Origin of the sequence: Endozoicomonas sp. (assembly GCF_051008435.1) — a bacterium.
Taxonomy (GTDB): Bacteria; Pseudomonadota; Gammaproteobacteria; order Pseudomonadales; family Endozoicomonadaceae; genus Endozoicomonas_A.
This window is the reverse complement of sequence record NZ_JBPCXO010000307.1, coordinates 1-20,768: the sequence shown is the minus strand read 5'-3', so window position 1 is coordinate 20,768 and position 20,768 is coordinate 1. Positions and strand designations below refer to the sequence as shown.

Sequence of the window (20,768 nt, the reverse complement as noted above, 5' to 3'; positions counted from 1 at the left end):
AGCCTGCTGCTGTGATGTTGATTGTACCTCGCTAGGCTTGGCACAAGAGTCACAGTAGTAGACTGGTTCCGCAGTCCACAAGAATCTTCCTTCGTCAAACGCTAAAAACTGCAGAATCGAGTTACAGCATTATCTACGCCAGCATCGGTGTGAATGAACTGGCCATTATGTCAGCAATTTCATCCATTGAAGCCATTCTCATTTCATTGTTTATCGGCTTTGGTGTCGGTGGCTCGATTATCCTGGGTCAGGAACTGGGGGCTCAGCGTTTTGACAAGGCCTGGCGCCAGGGCTGGATGATGTTGATCATGTCTCCGTTTATTGCCATGTTCATTGGCAGCCTGTTGAGTGTATTCCGGACGGATGTCGTCACCCTGTTCGGTAAATTTGAAGGCTCCACCGTGGCCATGGCGGAACAAGTCATGATCGTAGCCAGTATTGGCTTGTGTATCCGGGTTATCAACCTGATGGGGATTATTGGCCTGTTAAGAAGTGGTGGAGATGTCAAAGCCACCGCTATCATCAATGTCGTTGCCATGTGGGGTATTGGTATCCCCATGGCCTGGCTCGCTGTTTACTGGGGTCTGCCGCTCTATATGGTCTTTATTTTCAGCCTGTTTGAAGAACTGTCCAAAGCCCTGATGGTGGTATTCAGAGTCTGCTCACGACGGTGGTTGAAAAACCTGGTTTCTGAGCCTGTTACCCAAAGCCCCTGAAGGAGCTCTGGGTGGCTTGATATCAATCGGTATGTGAGCTTCGGTTCTCCCGCCCCAGCCGCTCTATTTCAAGAAACTCATCCGGGCTGATATTGCTTACAAAGTCTCTCAGACACTCCTCCATTCTTGGGGGATCCAGATAAACAGCGTTGGGGTTATCAATGGCTTCCAGCACTCTGGCAGGATCCGCTGAGCCAACAAATCTTGACCTTTGAGAAAAGGATCTTTTTGTCAGTATTTCAGCTGTACCTTGATCTCCATTTCGACTCGCTGCATCAGCAACCATATAACCAGCTAACTCCATCCCATAGATTCCCGGACTGAGAGGCTCTCCATAAGTCAAGTGATCAACATAAGTTGGGGCTTGCAGCATCAGCTTCCAGTCTGCTTCATCCCCATAGTCCCTCATCGCTTTTTCAAACGCTATTAACAAGCCTTTCATGAAACAGCTTCTATCATGCTCATGCTGATGACTGACATACCGTGTTATATCCACAGGATAGAGTTCTTGAGCCATTCTTCTTAATTCATCCGCATTGACAGGCCAGACGATGGTAATACGATCTGAACTAGAGGCTTTCACAGGAAACGCTGGTAACCTTACCGACAATCTGTTGCTATCGGGCCCTTCACCTGTAGGGGTCTCCTTAAACTCTTTGTCCAGAGAACGGGTTCTCATCATCTTTTCAAGATAAGGGATTTTATAGCGCTTTCCTTCCAGCACCCTCGCCTGGTAAGTATTTTCATGGTAGTAACGCTTTAACTCAGGCGGTATTTCTCGTTCCTGTAACTCTTCTTCGTAGTAGTGATTCATCGCCAACTCGGCTTTGTGGCCATAATCAGGATCGCCTTCAAGCACTTTCAGGAAACCGATAATCGTTGAAGGTGGTATAGCGTTGAAATCAAAAACCATACTGCCAAGAATTTTGGCATAGGAAGCCCTCGATAGCCGGCCTTGCTGAAATTGATGATGCAGAGTACTCGCCAGTTGCCAGCAAGTATTGGTAAAAGAGTCTTTTCTATACCGAGTGAAACGATCTACCCGCTTAGTGTAATCGGCCTCTTTTTCTTTAGAACCTTTTTCCAGTCTCACTTCACGCACAGAGTTTCTACAAAACAGGTCTACAAGCCTGACTATCTGTGCTTCTTCGTATTCACCCTGACGGCCTTCACTTTTCTCTTTAAACACCCGGCCCAATGAGCTCCAGACAGAGGATTTCGCATAGGGCCCAAAATACATGTTTACACCTAGATCAAGATCCAAGGCACCATTGATCTGTATCAGCAGCTCTTTGATGAATTCGGAGTTGAGTCCCGACCTGGAAAGGTCTTTTTTAAACACTCGCGCCACTACACTTTCACGATTATTGACTCCACCGCTATTACCCAGCCTGACAGCAGAGTCGACATCCATGACCTTGGACATCGCATAAACTATGCCACCACCTGCAGCCGCTAAAGCCCCCCCTGCCAACCTGGCGGCATGGGACAACCCTGATTTGAAGGATCCAAACCAACCCTTGCTTTGTTGGGATCCATACGCCTCATCAGGCCAAGACTGTAAGTCCGGACGCTGTTCGGTCAACTCCCTCAACTTTTGAGGGGGTAATTGACCGGCAATCTCTTCCATAAGATCAGGAGACAGATTGGAGGACTTCATCATAGAGGCAATCTGATGACCAGAGAGATGTTCCATCCCCCTTTGAATGCCCCCCCTCGTGACATGCTTGGTCACGTCACTGACCTGGCCATCCGTTTGTCTTCGTATCGCTGATGACAGCTCATGGGATTTCATTTTACCCAGAACTTCAGCAGATGCTTTGGCCGGCACCTTTTTCATCATTTCACTGAGCTGCTCTGCGGAGACCTGACTCATCATTGCCTGATTCAGCTGATCCGGCATCTGGTCAACGGCTGAAGACAATAATTCAGTGGGCGCACTCTTCAGCATCTGGGTCACGACTTCATCAGGCACCTGAGACATTAACTCACTGTGATCTTCACCCGACAGATTGGAGAACAGATCAGACTGAGTCTTGGCAGGCAAATGTTCCATGAGTCTGACTTTTTGCTGAGGTGTCAGCTTTTCCAGCATGGACGCCATATTATCATTCGGTGAAGGCGTTGCCCCTTTGGAAGGTCCCGGCTGACTGAACTGCTCAAGGACACTTTTAAGAGCAGGATCTGTCAACTTGTCCATCAATGTGCCCACCAGCTCTGGGGTCATGAGATTACTCATGTCCGGACGACGACTCTGGTCCTTCTGTCCTTTACCGGCATCGGCCATTTTTTCCATCATGCCCTGCAATTCAGAAGCCGACATATCCTTGGTCACTTGCTGCATCAACTCCGGGGTAATGAGCTTATTCAGTTCAGCACTGATTTCCTCCGGAATATGACCCGCTGCATCTCTGGGCAGGTTGGCTTTCAATACCTGCTTGATCAAACTGGCCTTCATACTGTTGGGCATATAACTGAAGGCTGCGGCTGGAGCCTTCGCGAGCATGGATTTAACACCCGAAAACCAGCCTCTGGACTTTTTCGGGGGCTCTTTGGCCTGCTGTTCATCTTCCAGAGACGCTTTCTCTTCCTGCTGCAAGGCTATCTGGTCCAGCACCTGTTTCAGCTGTGGCTCCGGAACCTTTTTGAGCAACTCCTCTGCCATTTTGGGCAGATCCACCTGATCCATTGCCCTGGTAAGATCCATGGCTGAATCAAGAGGTGAACCGGGACCTGTCAGCTTTTCTAATGAATCAGACGGTAACTGTCTGACGAGCATGGCCTTCTGTTCCGAAGTCGTTTTGGCCAGTGTCTCGGAAAGCTTTTGCATAGCCTGATGGCTCACCGGAAAGTCTCCCAATTGAGCCTGTTCCAAAGCCTGCTCCAGATCATAATGCGAGATGTTCTCCAGCAGCTTTTCTGCCAACCTTGGTGCCTCTATATCATCCATGGCCTCTGACAGGTCCATTTTTGAACCGGCTTCTTGTCCTACCAACTCATTCAGGGATTCTTTGGGCAGCATCTCTGCCAGTGTTGCTTTCTGATCGGTGGTTGCCCTGCCCAACTTACTGGCAAGCCTTGCGACCTCTTCTCCCGAGACCCTTGGTCCGGCAAGCTTCTGCTCACGCTCTACCTGATCCATCGCGGGCTGAAGTTGAGACTGAGGCACTTTTTTAAGCAGTTCTTCAGCCAGCCTGGAAGGCTCCACCTGACCCATTGCCTGATAGAGTTCGGTGTCTGACTGTGGCTGCCCGCCTCCTTTTGTCAGCATTTCCACTGATCCGGGAGGCAGTTGCCTGGACAGCATGGCTTTTTGCTGTGGAGTCGCCCTGTCCAGTGTTTCTGAATAGGTCTGTAACGTCTGGGGGTTCACCGGAAGGTCACTGAACTGCTCCTGTTTCAGAGCCTGCTCCAGATCACCGGTGGGTACATGTTTTAACAGATGCTCTGCAAATTGTGGGACATCAACACCGTCAATGGCTTCTGGCAGATTGGGCATTGAGCCAGAATCCGGGATCTCGCCGACCAGATCTTCCAGTGGCATTTTCGGTAACAGTCTTGCCAGCTCTGCCTTCTGATCCGGGGTAGCTCTTCCCAGTCTGCCAGAAAGCCTCAGTTTTTCTTCATCAGAAACCCGGGGGCCGGCAAACTTGCTAACTTCGTGCACCGCGCGTGCCTGTTTCTGCTCAGGAACATGCTTTAACCACTGCTGTGCGAGGGCTTGATTTTCAACCTTGCCAAGGGCTTCGGACAGATTGAAGTCAGACCCACCCTGTGTGGGTGCTCCTACCAGCGCCTGCAACGCATCCGGTGTCAGCATCCCTGCCAGCTCGGCTTTTTGTTCAGATGACGCGCCATCGAGAGTCTGGGTCAATCGGGCCATAGCCTGCTGATTGACTGGGAATTCCGGTGTTTTAGAAAGCTGAGAAACCGTCTGATTGACTTGCTCAGGGGAGAGATGAGTGGCCAGCTGCATTGCCAGCTCAGAATCTTCGACCTGATCCATTACCTCGGCCAGGCTGGCATCATCCACCTCATCAACGGTTGTCCCGGTTAATTGCTCAAACTTTTCAACGGGCAGTTGCTTCGCCAACTGTGCTTTCTGTCGTTGAGAGGCATACGTCAATGCCTGAGAAAGTTTACTGACCGATTCCGGATTGACCTGATCTCCACCCGCCAATGCTTTCTGGAATTCAGCGACGCTGTCAAAACCGGTCAGACCGGCAAGATCTTCCGGTGACAGATGTTTCTGGACTTCTGGTGCCAGAAGATCCTTGTCCACCTTCATCAGAGCCGATGCCATTTGCTCTTGAGGAATGGACTGAATCATTTTCTCAAAGCCATCCGATCCGGAAGTGTTGTACAAAGCCTGTTTTTGCTCAGGCGACAGTTGTTCCATGAAAGCCGCTTTCATCTCGGGACTGCCTTCACGCAGCAACCTGGCTTTATCTTCTGGAGAAAAGTGTTTGGACATTAATTCTGCTGTCTTCTCCGGATTCACCTCTCTCATCAAATTAGCCAGTAACGCAGGATCCGATTTTTTCAGCGCTTTACTCATGTCCTCGGGTGACAGAACTTCAGAAGAAAAGTCGAGCAGAGAAGAGGCCTGGGCTTCTTTTTGGGCCTTATCAGGCACTTTTGTCCCTTTATCCATTAACTGCGAACCGGGGGTAGCCACCGTAGGGCTATCCACTGAGCTGCCGGTATCTTTTGCAGGTTTTTTAGCTGCGCCCCCGGAAGAAGACACCTCTGTTGGCAGTAACGGCCTGACATGCAACTGACTCTCTTCAGCCAAAGCACTCAGACCCGCTTCCCAACCCGTATTCTTTTTCTGGCTGTCCAGCGTGGACATGGCCAGTGTCTCCAGACTTCTTCGCTTGCCCAGATCCGGCAGTCGCAATATCCGGTTACCTTCATCATAAACCGGCCTGGATTTTTCTCCTTCAAGAATCACAGTCACTGGCTGATAGGAACGCTGATTGACAAAATCACAAAGTGACTTCTCTCGGGCAATCCGCCCTTCATCCACTTTAACCGCTGATAAAGAACCCTTTCCTGCATGCTTCACAGCCTTTAGAGCCAAGCGGTACTCTTTATTAAACCGGGCTTGCCACTGACTTCTGGGCAAATCTTTGATTTTTTTCGCAGCATCAATCAGCTTGGCCAGTGGTAAACGCACAGGCGATTTGCAGTTATCCAGTTTACGGGCCAGCTGCCAGTGCTCTGAAACCAGCCAGTCGGTAAACTTTTTCTGTTTTTTATAGCGTCTGCCGACAATACCTCTCAGCTCTGACTCTTGGAAACCAACAAGTCGCTTCTGAACACAACGACTCTTCAGTGCTTCAGACGAGGCTTCACGACCACTGTAGTCTGATGGGTTGATGGTGGCGATCAGATGGAATCCGGGGGCGGGTATTCCTCCCAACACTTCATTGAACAGACCTTCAATGTAACGACTTGGCATGGTGTTTAATTCACTGATCACCAGAAGGGTGCCATTTTTCATGGCTCGGGCGGCCATTTCCTTCAGCTCTTCCCAGTTTTCCGGGCTGGCATTGATTCTTTCGAATTCAGGTTTACGATTTTTGCTGGCTAACCAGAAGGGCAATAATCGATCAAGCAGGACATCTTTTCCCCGCCCTGCTTCGCCTTCAATCACCATGGCTGACTTGCCACCGGTTTTTTCCAGTTCCTGCCAGACACTTTTTGCCAGAGACTTTACAGCGGGTGTGTCATAGTCAAAAAAGTCTTTGGGATCTCTGGCTGCTCGCCAGGCTTGATAAAAGTTTTCGTACTGCTGATCTCTGACTTCAACCAGGTCTTTATGGCTGGGAAACTTCGTCTGAAACCAATGCTCTAATGCCCTTGCTTCACGGGCTTGCCCTTTTTCTATCTCCCCTTCCAGGCATTCCAGAGTTGACTGCCAGAGAACCGCATTAAACTGCTCTTTTGAAGGAGACTTATCCCCACAGTAATCTTTGACGCGGGCAAGAATATCCTTGATGTCTCTTGGACTGAAGGCATGTCCTGGCAACACCTGTCGATAACGACCGTATAATTCGCTGACAGTACTGACAGCATACTCGCGCAACGCCTCAGGCCATTCACCGGGAATGGCAGGCTCTACAATGGTTTCAGCAAGAATGGATTCTTTGAAGGGGCGATAGTAAAGCGTCAGAGTATTTTTACGCAGTACCGGATCAACAATACGACCATCATAGTATTCCGGATTACCGGTCATAATGATTCGGTGCTTGTCGGTCAGCTTGATCACCCGCCCCATGATAGAGATTTCCGGTGGCTTTCGGTTCAGCCCCTGCAGCGATTGTAAAACACCCAGCTTCACCAGATTGGCTTCATCCAGAATCAACACTGGAGGTTCTTCCATTTCAGCCCATTTCAGAATGGGGCCTGGCTCCAGTTCAGTATGGTTATCCTGAAAACGACTGATCACTTCAAAACAGTCGCTTTCACGGTCCTTGCCCATCTTTTGCTTTAACAGCTTGCAGTTTCCCTTGGAAAAACTAATGGTCAGACTGTCACTGTTGAAGGGGGTTTGACTGAGCTCACACAGTGTTGCCCAAAGGCTGTCCTGTGCTGTAGAGAAAGACAGCTCTTGCTTACGCAAGGTGACTGGATTAGCGATCAGTTTCTGAGTGCCAAACAACTCATCCTGAGTATGCTCCGGACTCAGTGAATACACCATGGGAGGCTGTTTCTCAGAGTAATTCTGATAGTCGGAATAGGCCTGCCCTACGGCTTCTGCCGTATAGGTTTTGCCGGTGCCGGCTTCCCCTTTCAGCATGACCATCGGATTGTCTTTTATTTTGCCCAGTAAACGCTGAATACGTCGCTTCTGTCGATAGCGGCTGCCTTTACGCTGCACGATGGCGTCAGCCAGATCATTATAATCCCCCGCTAATATCTCGGGTTTCAGTATTTTTGCCAACATCTGTCTGACGCGTTCAGTACTCTGCAGGACTCCCGGCTTGCACAACGCTGCCATGAACAGGTCTGCCTGCAGGTAGACAGACTTGTCAGAATACTGTCGATGTTTTCTATCCACGCCAATCAGTGCATTGTAAACCAACGACAATAGCTGCCCATCGACATACTGCAGGGGAACAGGCTCCAGTACTCTGCACCTTAACTGGTTGGTGAGCGCTTTGCGATGATGTGCCGGAACGCACTGAACCACCATCGACATCAATCGGTTCACCGCTTCAGGAGAATTAACATCGAAATGACTGACATCGGGTAGCACGTCAGCAGTGAAACACCGGGCCAGTTCCCAGTAGTGCTTTTTGAACGTTTCCGGAGTCACCGCAGGGTGAGCCTGTAACCAGCTTCTTACCCCATGAATATCCACCCTGTGACTAAAGCTGACTCTTTTCTCAGGGTACTGCTGAGCAATCATGGCTTTGACGAAAGCATAAGCTGAAGCATCCCCCCGGTATTCTTTTGCCACGACATCATTCATGGCTTTTTGCCAATGATACGCCCTGAGTCTGTCACTGCAGTCATTGCTCTGCTCAAACCGAACCTGACGAATGACCTTGGTTAACAACTCCCGGTTCAAAGGGTGAGGACTGTCCGGGTAGCGTCTGCCACGACTTCGTGGCAATGTCCTGACACTGTTCAGCAAGTTCGCAACCTTTTTGAGCAACTCAACATCAACATCTTGTTCTTTTGCCACTTGCTCAATCAATTCATCATTACTGAGTCGAGCCACTTCAGTCTGGCCTTTCTGACTTTTCCAGAGTCCTGGCAGTTTTGCGCTGGGTAAAGTGACACATTCACATTGCAGCTTGGGGAGATCGACTCTTCGGCCATTCAGAAATACGTAGGGGTTAGGTGATACCAGGGATTCCAGTAACTGTGCGACTTCCGGGTTCTTATGAAGGCCATGAATTCTGACCTTGTCACCCCTCTGTAGCGCTTCCATTAAAGGAGAGAACTCTTCCCTGAAAGTCATCGATAACTGACTGACCAGAGGCAAAGAACACAGCAAGGTATTCGGATCCGTTTTTGAGGTCACGTGATACTCAAAAACAGCACCGGTTTCCCTGTCCTCGATCTCACTCTCAGTTTTGACAACAACCCCTTCGCAGACCTTGGGTTCGGTCAAGCGTGCATCCAGTCCCAACCCTGCAGGAGGCCTTGTACCATCGGCCAGCATCAGTCCCGGCCTGGGATTCATGCCTTCCAGTCTGGCGATCAGCTGAACCCATTGATGCTCTTTAAGTGGGCCAGACACCATTATTGAACAAGGATCACGACCGTCGATCAGATTGGCAAATGAGTTGGTACCCCGTAACTGCCCTCCTTCAAAAGTGATATCAGACATCAGGCGGTCAAAACACTCTTCATTAATACAAACGTAGGGATGATCAGAACTTCCCACAGGAATCTCTTTCAAACGTTCCTGCAAACTGGCCCTGGAGGTCTTTTTCGAAGCCAGCTTCAGATTTTCTGGCCAGACGATCCACTCATTGTTAGCCCAGAAGCCTCCTTCTCTCTTGGCCGTGGCCAAGGTACGGGTAAAGTCCGGGTCATCCCAGGGAGCATTGGTCAAAATCAGTGTTTCAGTTGCCTCCGCCAGAGCAACAACAACCCCTGACTCGAAGCCCAGTGTCCCTTTATCGGAAAGCCTGATACCACCCAACAACAAGGACTGCCAGCTGCCTTTCTGCTTAAAGAAATCCAGCTCCCGACTGGTTTCAGGGTTCGGCTGGACTTCCTGCTCCTCACTGCCGAGGTCAGTAACACTGAGCACTGCTTCATCGGTCAGATCCTGATCCTTGGGCTCTGGTGATTCCATTACCCCAAGGCTGTCCATTCTTCTGTGAAAATCCGGTCCGGGCACACCGGGACGATTTTCCAGCATTTTGGATTCCATCAAGCCAACAATAGTGACATTCGGTCCCAGCAATCGACCCTGGTAGCGAGGAGGAGTATCAAACAGTTCATTGAGGGAAGCCGTTTGTGCCGCATTCAATTCCGGGAAATCGATCACAACCGTTAGCGGAAGATCCCCGTACAAACGACCAGGGCCGGTTTCCAGAGGCTGATCAGGCTTACAGGTCACCGTTCTGACCAGATGATCTTTATCAAAATCCGTGGGTTTGGTGATGTGAACGACTGAACCGGGATGCTGAATTTGTCGGTAATGGTTCAGAACAGACTGGCGCTCTTTCTCATTCTCTACAAAGTAAGCTCCGGCAGGGGCCTTAATGTCCTTCTTGAACAGATCCAGACTGTCGCTGTCCCTGACTACCACAACAAAATCATCAAGCACTTTCTGCTTTTGCTTCTTTTCTCCCGACTTCAGGAAATTCAGCATACGGTACTTCAGGGGTTCAGCCATGGGCGCTTTGGAAGCATGAGTGGGCTCAGAAACAACCGAAGACAAAACCCCCATGAAGTCCGTAACTTTAGCCATGCCAGTGCACTCGTGTGATTGACCTGTTTAGGCTATCGGCAGCTGGCAAAGATATTGACTGGCAGGATCAACACATAACGCCTGGAACCTTATTCAGGCCCAGGAGCCTTAACGTTTGTAAACCCGATTGAAAAGCGCTTCAGGAAGATGCTTTAACAAATCCTGAATACAGCGTCTTAATTTCTCATCATCCAGATAAACCGCATTGGGTTCCCCCAGTGACTGCATAATCCGGGTGGGGTCATGACTGGGTTTGAACCCTTTCTTACCCCTGGCTTCAGCTACAACGGTTGGACAATTAACGCCCGACGTATTGAGGACATCTGTCACGAAATACCCGATGTCTTCCATGGAGTAGACGCCTGCATCCAGAGTATTGAATAGCTTTGAACTGTTTAGACTTCTTGTCAGCGGCGTTTGCTGAACCAGTGCCCACTCGGCACTGTCACGGTAGTCATAAAGCGCTTTTTCAAGGCATCTCACCACATCATTTTCAGCCTTCAGACGAATTTCTTTCTGCTTGTCCAGCCTGGGACACTTCTCCAACTCCTGCTTGGCCAGCTCCAGCCATCTATCCGGATTGATCGGTAACACGACGCAGTTTTTTTCGGTCGCATCCCCTTTACCTTCAAAAGGTGCAGCAACTCTGGCCAGACGAGGGATATCCAACTTTCCTGCTGCAGGATCCCACTTCCATTCTGAATCGATCCCTCTGGAACTCATCAACTTTTCCAAATAAGGTACTTTCAAGGTATGAGCTTCCAGACTTCGATCCACGGCCCGGATGCTTCCCATAGTCGAGGGGATATCACGTCGTACCAGCTGCTTCTGATAGTATTCATTCATTGCTTCCTCTGCCTGTCGACCGTAGTCCGGATGCCCCTGAAGCATCGGAAGTTGAGCAATGACTGCGGAAGGTTTAAAAGCATGATAATCAAACAGCATCTTGCCCAGCATGGAACAATAAGCCTCTTTCGAAAACTTGCCATGTCCCTTCAAGGCGATATGGAACCCGTCTAGTAACTGATAACCCAGGGTGGCGAAAGAAGCTTTTCTTTCCTCCTTCAGTTTTTCCAGGTCTATTTTTTCCTTGTCTTTTTCAACCACATGAAGAGGACGTGTCGCATTCTTACAGAACAGGTCCACCAGTCGAACCAGTTGCTCGTCTTCTTTTTTGCCCAACTCGCCCTCTGCTTTATGCTTCCAGGCATTTCTGAAAGGTGCGTGAATATAACCCAGAATAGGAATCGCGAAGTTATCATTGACATCCAGCTCCAGATTCAGCTCATCATCAAGAAATCTTACGAACTCATTGATCAGAGGCGTTCTTACATCTCTGGGCAAATCCTTTCGAAAAGCCGTAGCCACGTTTCTTTTGTGATTGAATTTTGATAACCCCTGATGGACCCAGACATCAGCCGAGACATTGCCAGCCGAGACATTGCCAGCCATGTCGGTCAGCATGGATTTCACACCCGTACCCATCGCCTTGAAATATTCCGCCCAGGTTTGTCCATGGGACGCTTTCAGATGATCAGGCAGGTTATCCCGGGGGATTTGCCCAATAATACTCTCCACCTGCTCTTCGGGTATTTCTTTCAATGCCTGCTCCAGCTCTTCGGGTGACAATTTAGCCAGTGCAGAAGCGACTGAAGACAATTTTACATTTTCAACAATGGCGTTCACATCGTCAGTGGGCAGGGATTCAATCGTAGCCGCCAAAGCATCACTGGACATTTTTTGAATCATGCCAGCCATATTTTCTTCGGGTATATGTTTGATCGCTTCCGACAGTTCCTCCTCCGAAAGACTGCCCAGCCTGGCCTCAACCAGCTGTTTGGGGATTTCAGCCAGCACTGCCTTCATCAAGTCAGGCCCGATCTCAGCCATCACCTGCCTCTGGCTTTCAACAGGAATCTTCGTTAGTAGCTGATTTAACTTTCCATCTTCTGCCTTGGAGAGCATCTGCAAGCGCCGGCTTTCAGGCATATACCGTATCAAACTTGACCACTCATCCTCCTTTGCAGACATCAGAGCCTTCTGTAGGTTTTCAGTATTCAATGCCAGAGGTGGCTCGCCCTCGTTTTTTGGCAAGTAGCGATTGATGAGACCCTGAAGGTCGTCTTCAGGGACATCCTTTAGCAAAGCTTCAGACATCTCTTCCCTGGGAACGGACAGTAAAGCCGGCAACGTTTCCTGAATGGAAAACGCTTTCATCGCTTTGGCAGCATGAGGGCTTTGTTCCAGAACCTGTCCTTTGACCCTGCCTGACGTATGCTCCCAGACAGAGTTCATGAAAACAGGATCAACGGCCATTTTCATTCCGGTTTCCACCGCAGGCATGAACTCATTCAACAGTTCAGACAGCTCTTTAGATCCCGACATTTTCATGACGGAAGCCATGAGATCTGAACCGGCCCCCATGATTGCACTCACCATTTCCGAACGTGGTAATCGAGACGTAGCCAGGCCCAACATGGAGAAATTCTCTTTCTTTTTTTGAGCCACCAGCTGCTCATTTTCTGCCTGCTCACTTCGGGCTGGCTTATCCGTTGTGGCGCCAGGTAAAGGTTTCTGCTGTTGTTCGTTGGGGACTTTGGGAGCAGACGGCGAATCAACAGAAGTGCCTGAATCTTCCTTAACGTCTGCCAGCTCTTCGGAGACAAGAAGTGTCCCTTCATCCTCAATAGTTATTAATTCCGGGGAATCTGTACCGGGATTCCAGAGATGTTCAATACCTCCGGCCTCCAGAGTTTCCAGCCCTGAACGTATGGTCATTTCCTGATCATGGGTCTGGAGTGTTTTATCCGCCAGAGCTTTTAGACTTCTTACACTACCAAGGTCGGGTAAAACCAGAATCGAACGTTCGCTGAGATAAGCAGCGTTGGCACCAGGACCATCCAATATGACCGTCACAGGACGCTCTCTCTTTTTGTTCAGATAACGACAAAGCTCTGTTTCTCTCTCATTGCGTTGACTGGTCGATGTTTTTACTGCGGGAGTAACCGTCTCTTCATGCCCTTTAAGAGCCATACGAGCCAGCCGGTACTCATTATCAAATACTCTTTGCCAATGCACTTCTGCCAGGGTATGCAGTTTCTGTGCGGACTTGATCAGCTTTTTGAGCGGTAGCCTGACTGAGGAGCCCTGACTTTCCAGTTGGGTAGCCAGTTTAAAATGTTCTGCCACCAGCCAGTCTGTAAACTTCTTCTTATCCTTGAAACGGCGACTCAGAATACCCTCAAGCTCATTAAGCGTGAAGCCATCAATCTCGACTTTCACACAGCGGCTGGCCATCGCCTCTGACATTTTTTCGCGGCCACTGTAGGTTGAAGGATTAATCGTCGCCAGCAGTTTGAAGCCCGGGGTTGGCTCCCCCCCCAGAATTTCATTGAACAATCCTTCCAGATAGCGACTGGGCAGAGTATTCAGTTCACTGATCACCAGTTTGGAACCTTTTTTCATGGCTCGCTGGGTCATCTCTTTCAGCTCGTCCCAGTTTTCAGGACTGGCATTGATCCGTTCAAATGCCGGATCTTCCCCTTTTGAAGCCATCCAGAAAGGTAACAGGATATCCAGTAGAGCGTCCTTGCCCCGCCCTGCTTCACCTTCAATAATGGTGGCCCGCTTACCCCCGGTTTTCTCCAGCTCCTGCCAGACTTTCATCGCCAGGGACTTCACAGAAGGCGCATCAAAGTCGAATTTTCCGCCCGCGTGGGCTTCCTTCATTTGCTGGTAAAATGCTCTGAACGTCTCTGCTCTTTGTTCAATAGGTGCAAAATCACATTCATGATTTTTCATATACCAATGCTTTAAAGCTCTGGCCTCACGCGCCTGTTTCTTACCCACTTCCCCTTCAAGACACTGGGACATGGATTCCCAGATAATCGCGTTAAGAGCCTGCTCAGAAGGTATAGTCCCTTCAGGGCAAAAACCTCGAATTCTGGCAATGATGTCTTTAATATCTCTGGGTCCAAAGGTATGAGCGGGTAAAACACTTTGATAATGATCATAAAGCCGGGCTGTGGTACTGACTGCATGATCAAGCCGTTCAGAGGGCCACTCCTGAGGCAGACCGGGACGTATGATCGACTCCGTCAAGACAGAACGATTAATCGGCCGGAAGAACATGGGTAAGACATGTTTCCGTAATTCAGGGTCAATCATCCGCCCATCATAACTCTCCGGATTACCGGTCATAATCACCCGGTGTTTATCCGTCAGCTCGATGACCTGCCCTAAAATATTCAGCACCGGAGGTTTTTTAGACAGTCCAATAAGCGGTTGGAGCACTCCGGCTTTAACCAGGTTGGCCTCATCAAGAATCAGAACCGGCGGGTTTCTCATTCGGGCCCACTTCATGATGGGGCCATCAGAGAATTTCATTTCGTTGTCCTGAAGCTGGCTGACCATCTCCGCACATTCATCTTCAAGATCCAGGGGAGCCAATAGTTTGTTCAATGCCCTGATGTTGTCACGATCAAACGCAATTTGAACAGAGCCACTCTGCTCAGGCGTTTCAGTCACCTGACACAGGGCCGCCCAGAGTGTACTGCTGGCTGATGAAAACTTCAGACTGTCCTTGGTGATCACTACGGGCCTTGCCAAAAGAGCATCGGAACCAAACAGATCTTCCTGCTTATGCTCTGGACTTAATGAAGCAACGACCGGTTCCGACTGTTCCGTGTAACGACTGGCATAAGCCTTTGCCACCGCCTGTGCGGTAAAGGTTTTGCCCGTTCCGGCCTCTCCCTTGATCATGATCATGGGGTTCGTTTCCAGTCTTTCCAGAATACGCTTTACTCTGCGTTTCTGACGAAACTGACTGTCATTTCGCTGGGTCAGGGCTTCGGAGAGGTCACTGAAATCCTCTTCCAGCAATTCCGGCTGAAAGTGCAATTTAAGCAGGTCGCTCATCTGCTCAGGGTTGCTCATTACTCCCTTTTGACTGAGCTCAAAAGTCAGCCTGGCTGCCTGAGTATGAACGGGTGTGGTTTGATCAACACGTTTTTCCTGACCTGCCGCCATTAACGCATTGTAGAGGCGTCCCTGAAGGTCGCCATCGAAGCATTGAATGGGAGGGGTCTCAGTAATTCTGCACTCCAGGCGTCTGGACAGTAATCGCTGTTGAGATTCGGGAACAAGCTGAACCAGCTCTTTCGCCAATGCACTGTCAAAACAGGTTGAGTAGCCCTCCACTGCTGGCAGGCAGCCCGGACTGAAATATCGGACCAGTTCCCAATAGCTCGCTTTCAAATCCTGTGCTCTGACCCTCGGGTGTTTGTCCAGCCAGGCACGAACGCCATGAATATCAACCCGCTTTGGACCTCCCCGATCAAACTGTTCAGCAATGGCGGTTTTGATAAAGCCATAGACGTCAGGGACAAGGCGATATTCTTTTGCCAGCAGATCGTTGAGCGCTTTTTGCCAGTGGTAGTTCGTTGCCTCCGGACTGCAGTCGCTTTTTCTCTCCCGCTCTACTTCACTCACCACTTTTTCAAGAAAAGCTTTATTCACCTCTGGCAGGGCATCCGGGTATTCCCGACGACGACTCCTGGGAATACTTTTCATCAAATGCAGGACATCAATGACTTTTTTCAAAGAGCCCTGATGACAACCTGACTCTTTGGCCACTTCTTCTGCTAATTTTCTGGCGTCTACCACGGCAGGAGCCACGGACTTACTCACGACAGAGGTCCATAACCCGGGGAGTTTGGCATCACCCGGCATAGGACATTCAAGCTGCAGATAGGGCAAGTCGATCCGTCGACCGTTTAGATAAATATAGGGAAGCGGAGCGATCAGTGTTTCCAGTAACCGCGCTACCTCAGAATTGGTTTCCAAACCCATCAGTCTGATGGTTCTCCCACTCTCCATAGCCTGCATCAATGGCGAGAACACTTCCCTGAATGACATGGCTCTCTGGCTGGCCATGGGCGTAGTAGCCAACAGGGTATTGGGATCAGTCTTGGATGTAATTACATATTCATAAACATTGTCAGCCCCGGCTTTCAGCGCAGGAGCCTCAACCTCGACAGGCCGAACAAAACGAGACAGGGATAACCCTTCAGGCAGGTCGCAACCCTCCTGAATGGCCAGCGACGGTCTGGGGTCAAGACTTTCAAGACGGCTGAGAAGCTGAATCCACTGAAACTCTTCCAGCGCCCCTGTCACCATGACGGTGCAAGGTGTTTTACCCTGAACCAGTGAAGCAAAGGTATCACAGTGCTTCAATTCGCCATTGGCCAGACTCACATCCGACGTTAAACGATCAAAGTATTGCTCGTTGACACAGACATAGGACTGCCCTTCCTCACCAGGGGTAAGCTTGTCCAGTCTCTCATTAATCTTTTCAAGGTCGGTAACCGATCGGGCGAGCTTCAATTGCCTGGGAAGAGACACCCACTTGCCATTAGCCCAGAAACCTTTCTCACGGTGGGCTGTGGCTAATGTACGTTCAAAGGAAGGGTCATCCCAGGGTGCATTGACCAGGTTTAGATAGGCTACATCCTCGGGAAGACCCACTAATAAACCTTCTTTAAACTCTACTGAACCCGAAGATGAAATACGGATACCGCCGAACAAATAGGCATGCCAGCATCCAGCAGCGTCATGAAAGTTGATATCCTTGTATTCCTGCCCATGCTCCACAGCATCTACGAACCCGTCTTCACTGTCCTCGAGATTACCTACGCCGAGTTCAACCTCATCACTCACGGCTGATGCCAGATCGATCTCAGCTAATTCCTTCACCCCAAGATCATCGACCCTTCTCCAGAAGTCAGGGCCAGGGTTATAGGGGCTACTCTCCAGCATACTTTCGTGGACGAAAGCCGAAACGGTGATATTGGGCCCAAGAATGCGTCCCTGATAGCGAGGCGGGTCATCAAACAGTTCATTCAGAGAGGCGGTCTGCGCCGGTGTCAGCTTCTGGAAATCGATCACCAGGGTCATGGGCTCATCTTCGTACAAACGCCCTGCGCTGGTTGCCAGTCCTTTTTCCGGGTCACAGGTCACGGTACGAATCAGATCATCTTTATCAAAGTCGCCCGGCTTGGTGATATGCACCACTGAGCCCCTGGGCTGACTGTCACGATAATGGCTAAGAACAGCTTGTCGCTCTTCATCACTCTTGACAAAGTAGGCACCTGAATTGGATTTTGTGTGGCCCTTAAATTGCTCAATGTCTTTGTCATCAACCACCACGACCACAAAGTCATCAATCAGGCGTGCCTCTTCCCGTTTCTTTTGTCTGGCACGACCAAGAACGGGAATAATATCCAGCAGTTGAAAGCGAACACCTTCCGCTTTAGGGCCTGTTTCCCCCACAGAAGGCTCCGAAACAGCCTGGGAAAGCACTCCCATAAAATCTGTTACCTTTGCCATTCAAATTCCCTGAGACCGATTGACCTGATAAGGTTATCGACAGGGGAAAGCATTTTTAAGAAAGGAAATGGCAAGCAACGTGGGAGTTTGGCTGAAGGAGGGACAGGCCTGCAAGATTGCAGACCTGGTATTCAAACCGAATTATCGGCCCAGAGCAGTGACTCCACCCATATAAGGCTGAAGTACTTCCGGGATATTGATTGAACCATCTTCATTCTGGCAATTCTCCAGAATGGCCACCAAGGTTCTGCCCACTGCCAGACCTGAACCGTTCAGGGTGTGCAGCAGTTCCGGCTTACCGGTTTCAGGATTACGGAAGCGAGCCAGCATTCGGCGAGCCTGGAAGTCCAGGCAGTTACTGACCGAAGAAATCTCACGGTACTTGTCCTGTCCTGGCAACCAGACTTCCAGATCGTAAGTTTTGGTTGCACCAAAGCCCAGATCGCCGCCACACAGTGCCACAACACGATAAGGCAGACCCAGCTGCTGCAGAATAGCTTCTGCATGACCGGTCATTTCTTCCAGCGCCTCGAAGGACTTCTCAGGATGAACCACCTGCACCATTTCCACTTTCTCAAACTGGTGCTGGCGAATCAGGCCACGAGTATCACGACCATGACTGCCGGCTTCGCTGCGGAAACAACAGGAATGGGCAGTCAGTTTCAATGGCAATTCAGCCTCATCCAGAATGCTGTCACGTGCAACGTTGGTTAACGTCACTTCAGACGTGGGGATCAGGTAGTATGGCTTCTCCGCTTCAGCACATTCGGTCTTGAACAGATCTTCACTGAATTTAGGCAGCTGGCCGGTTCCCAGTAGCGCTGCGTCATGCACCAGAGCAGGAGTGTTCACTTCTTCATAGCCATGCTCTTCAGTCTGAACATTTAACATGAACTGAGCCAGTGCACGATGAAGGCGAGCAATGCCCCCACGCATCAGCGTGAAGCGAGCGCCAGAGAGCTTGGCCCCGGTTTCAAAATCCAGACCCAGAGGTTCGCCCAGATCGACATGATCCTTAATGTCGAATTCGAAGTCGACCGGAGTCCCCCAGCGACGAACTTCAACATTGTCCTCTTCATCGTTACCTTCTGGCACAGATTCATGAGGCAGGTTAGGCACTCCCAGCAGCAGATCATTCAATTCTACTTTCAAAGCTGACAGTTCGTGCTCGGACTCTTTTACCTGAGCAGAGATCTGGTCCATGCGGGCCTTAAGCTCGGAGGTGTCACCCTCCTGGGATCTAATCTTGCCGAATTCCTTCGAACCGGACTTACGTTCGCTCTGCAGCTGTTCGGTGTGAATCTGCAGGGACTTGCGACGCTCTTCTAAAGCGTTCAGTCGCTCTACATCCAGCTCGAAATGCTTTTTACGAAGCAATGCAGCCACTTCATTGAGGTTGCTGCGAACGTATTTGGGATCCAGCATGTGAATTCCGTAACCTTATGTCTTGAACAATTCAAATGGTCCTGAATCAGGACGAGTGCAGAGATCCTGAGCGGACCACCGTGAAGCACCAATAATAAGGAAAGTCTGCAAATTCACAAGGGGAAGACCGTTTAATTACGGAAATTGTTTACAGTGCCCAGCGGATTCCCTGATAACCCAACCAGGTACCCAGCAGGCAGACCAGTACACTGCTTACCCCATAGACAAGCGCTGTCAGAAACTGATCGGAATGAAGCAGTCTCATCAGATCCAGAGAGAACGTTGAGAAGGTGGTAAGTGCCCCCAGAAAGCCGGTCATCACGAATATCTTCCAGGTTGGCGGTAACATGGCTTTTTCCACCACCAGATACCAGCAACCCCCCATAATGATGGAGCCCACCAGGTTAACGGTGAGTGTCGGATAATGATGCAAATGTGGATTGCGGGTCAGAACAAACAGTTCATAGATAAATGCCCTCAGAATGGCCCCCAATGCGCCACCTGCAGCAACGGCGATCCAGTGTGTAGCTTGCATCATAACTCCTGATTGTTTACTGGTAGGAGTCCTGCCCATGAAACCATCACATCAAGACAGACAGCTGATGATTTATTGAACAAAACCAGACCAATATGGTTAGATACTCGTCAAGATAACATGAGCTCTTCGATATTAGCATCAGGACATACTACAGGAAGGTTGCCTGGGAGCCTGACCGAGAATAGCGCCCGAGAATAAAGTTCAGTAGATCGAGTCAGATTTTTCACTGAATTTGTGCGAATAGTTGACCTATTTAAGCAAATTCAGTGGGAAATCTGGCCGACCTTCCTGGACTTTAGGCCGGGCTGTCTATTCTCGGTCAGGCTCCTGGATTCTTATCAGACTGGACAGGTACTCCTGACCTGCTTCAATGATATCGAGCACTTTATCGCTCTTCCCATCATCAAAACAAATTTAAAAGCCGATGAAACATCGTTCCGAAGCCGATATTTTCAATGAGCAATGACAGTGTTACCGCTGGCTCATAGACAACAATGTCATGGGTCACCAGCAACTGATGCAGATTACAGCTCAAAAACTCCAGCAGCACTTTGCCAATGAAGCCGTTCACCTGCTCGGCCTGGGCTGTGGAGACGCCTCACTCACTGCGAAGATGACCCGAGAGTTATCACTGGCCTCATACACTGCGGTTGATCTTGTGGAATCCGTCCTGGCTATGGCCAGGCAAAACATGACCAGACCGGACCTGGAAATACACTTCTTCCAGAGTAATATCTTCGAACCTTTGCCAGTGAAGAGCAGCTATAACCTGGTCTTCAGCAGTTTTGCCATTCACCATGGCTCCCTCGAAGAAAAGCAGGCGCTTTTTTCAGAGATCAGAAAGAGAGCAGAGCCCGGTTGCCCGTTTTTTATGATTGATGCCATAAGGCTCGAGGATCAGAGCAGAGACCAGTATCTTGAAAGTGTCAGCCAATATTTCAAAGGCATTAGTGTCTTGGAGGGTGACTGGCAAAACTTTGTTCTGGAACACGTTAACCAGTTTGACTTCCCGGAAAGTGTTGAGCAGTTTCGTGAGATCGGTGAACAGACGCAATGGCAGTTGATGGATCATCATATACTGGAAGAGCTGCCAGACTATCCGGTAGCTCTCATGAGCTTTCAGGCAAAATGATCTATACCGCTACTAAAAACCTGCGACAATCAGTGATTCTCTGGGTTTATCTACACCGTCAACACGGCTGCATACCGGAGTATGTCTTACGCCACTCTTGTGTAGGGTTTAAGGTCGAGCTGTAACGTG

The 20,768-nt window shown here is 49.8% G+C and carries 6 protein-coding genes; 2 read left to right on the top strand and 4 right to left on the bottom strand.

What is annotated here, in order from left to right:
* The first annotated feature begins 62 nt into the window (after window positions 1-62).
* Window positions 63-716 carry an MATE family efflux transporter gene (locus tag ACR2PX_RS15640; protein ID WP_434000285.1) on the top strand — a complete coding sequence of 218 codons (654 nt, stop codon included), beginning with the start codon at window positions 63-65 and terminating at the stop codon, window positions 714-716.
* Window positions 717-738: 22 nt separating this feature from the next.
* On the opposite strand, the gene ACR2PX_RS15635 is transcribed toward ACR2PX_RS15640, so the two are convergent.
* From ACR2PX_RS15635 to crcB, 4 genes are all read right to left on the bottom strand, one after another.
* Complete coding sequence (locus ACR2PX_RS15635; RefSeq protein WP_434000284.1) at window positions 739-10,158, bottom strand: magnesium transporter MgtE N-terminal domain-containing protein; 9,420 nt, start codon at window positions 10,156-10,158, stop codon at window positions 739-741.
* A 108-nt stretch (window positions 10,159-10,266) separates the two neighbouring features.
* Window positions 10,267-17,544 (bottom strand): magnesium transporter MgtE N-terminal domain-containing protein, encoded by a 7,278-nt coding sequence (locus ACR2PX_RS15630; protein WP_434000283.1) that lies wholly within the window; start codon window positions 17,542-17,544, stop codon window positions 10,267-10,269.
* A 141-nt stretch (window positions 17,545-17,685) separates the two neighbouring features.
* Window positions 17,686-18,969, bottom strand: a complete 1,284-nt coding sequence (gene serS / locus ACR2PX_RS15625) for a serine--tRNA ligase (RefSeq protein ID WP_434000282.1) — start codon at window positions 18,967-18,969, stop codon at window positions 17,686-17,688.
* A 148-nt stretch (window positions 18,970-19,117) separates the two neighbouring features.
* Entirely contained in the window at window positions 19,118-19,504 is a 387-nt protein-coding gene (gene crcB / locus ACR2PX_RS15620; protein WP_434000281.1) for a fluoride efflux transporter CrcB, read from the bottom strand.
* A 502-nt stretch (window positions 19,505-20,006) separates the two neighbouring features.
* Between crcB and ACR2PX_RS15615 the strand changes: the two genes are divergently transcribed.
* Window positions 20,007-20,639: a class I SAM-dependent methyltransferase gene (locus ACR2PX_RS15615; RefSeq protein ID WP_434000280.1), complete on the top strand. Its 633-nt coding sequence runs from the start codon at window positions 20,007-20,009 to the stop codon at window positions 20,637-20,639.
* The last annotated feature ends 129 nt before the right edge of the window (window positions 20,640-20,768 follow it).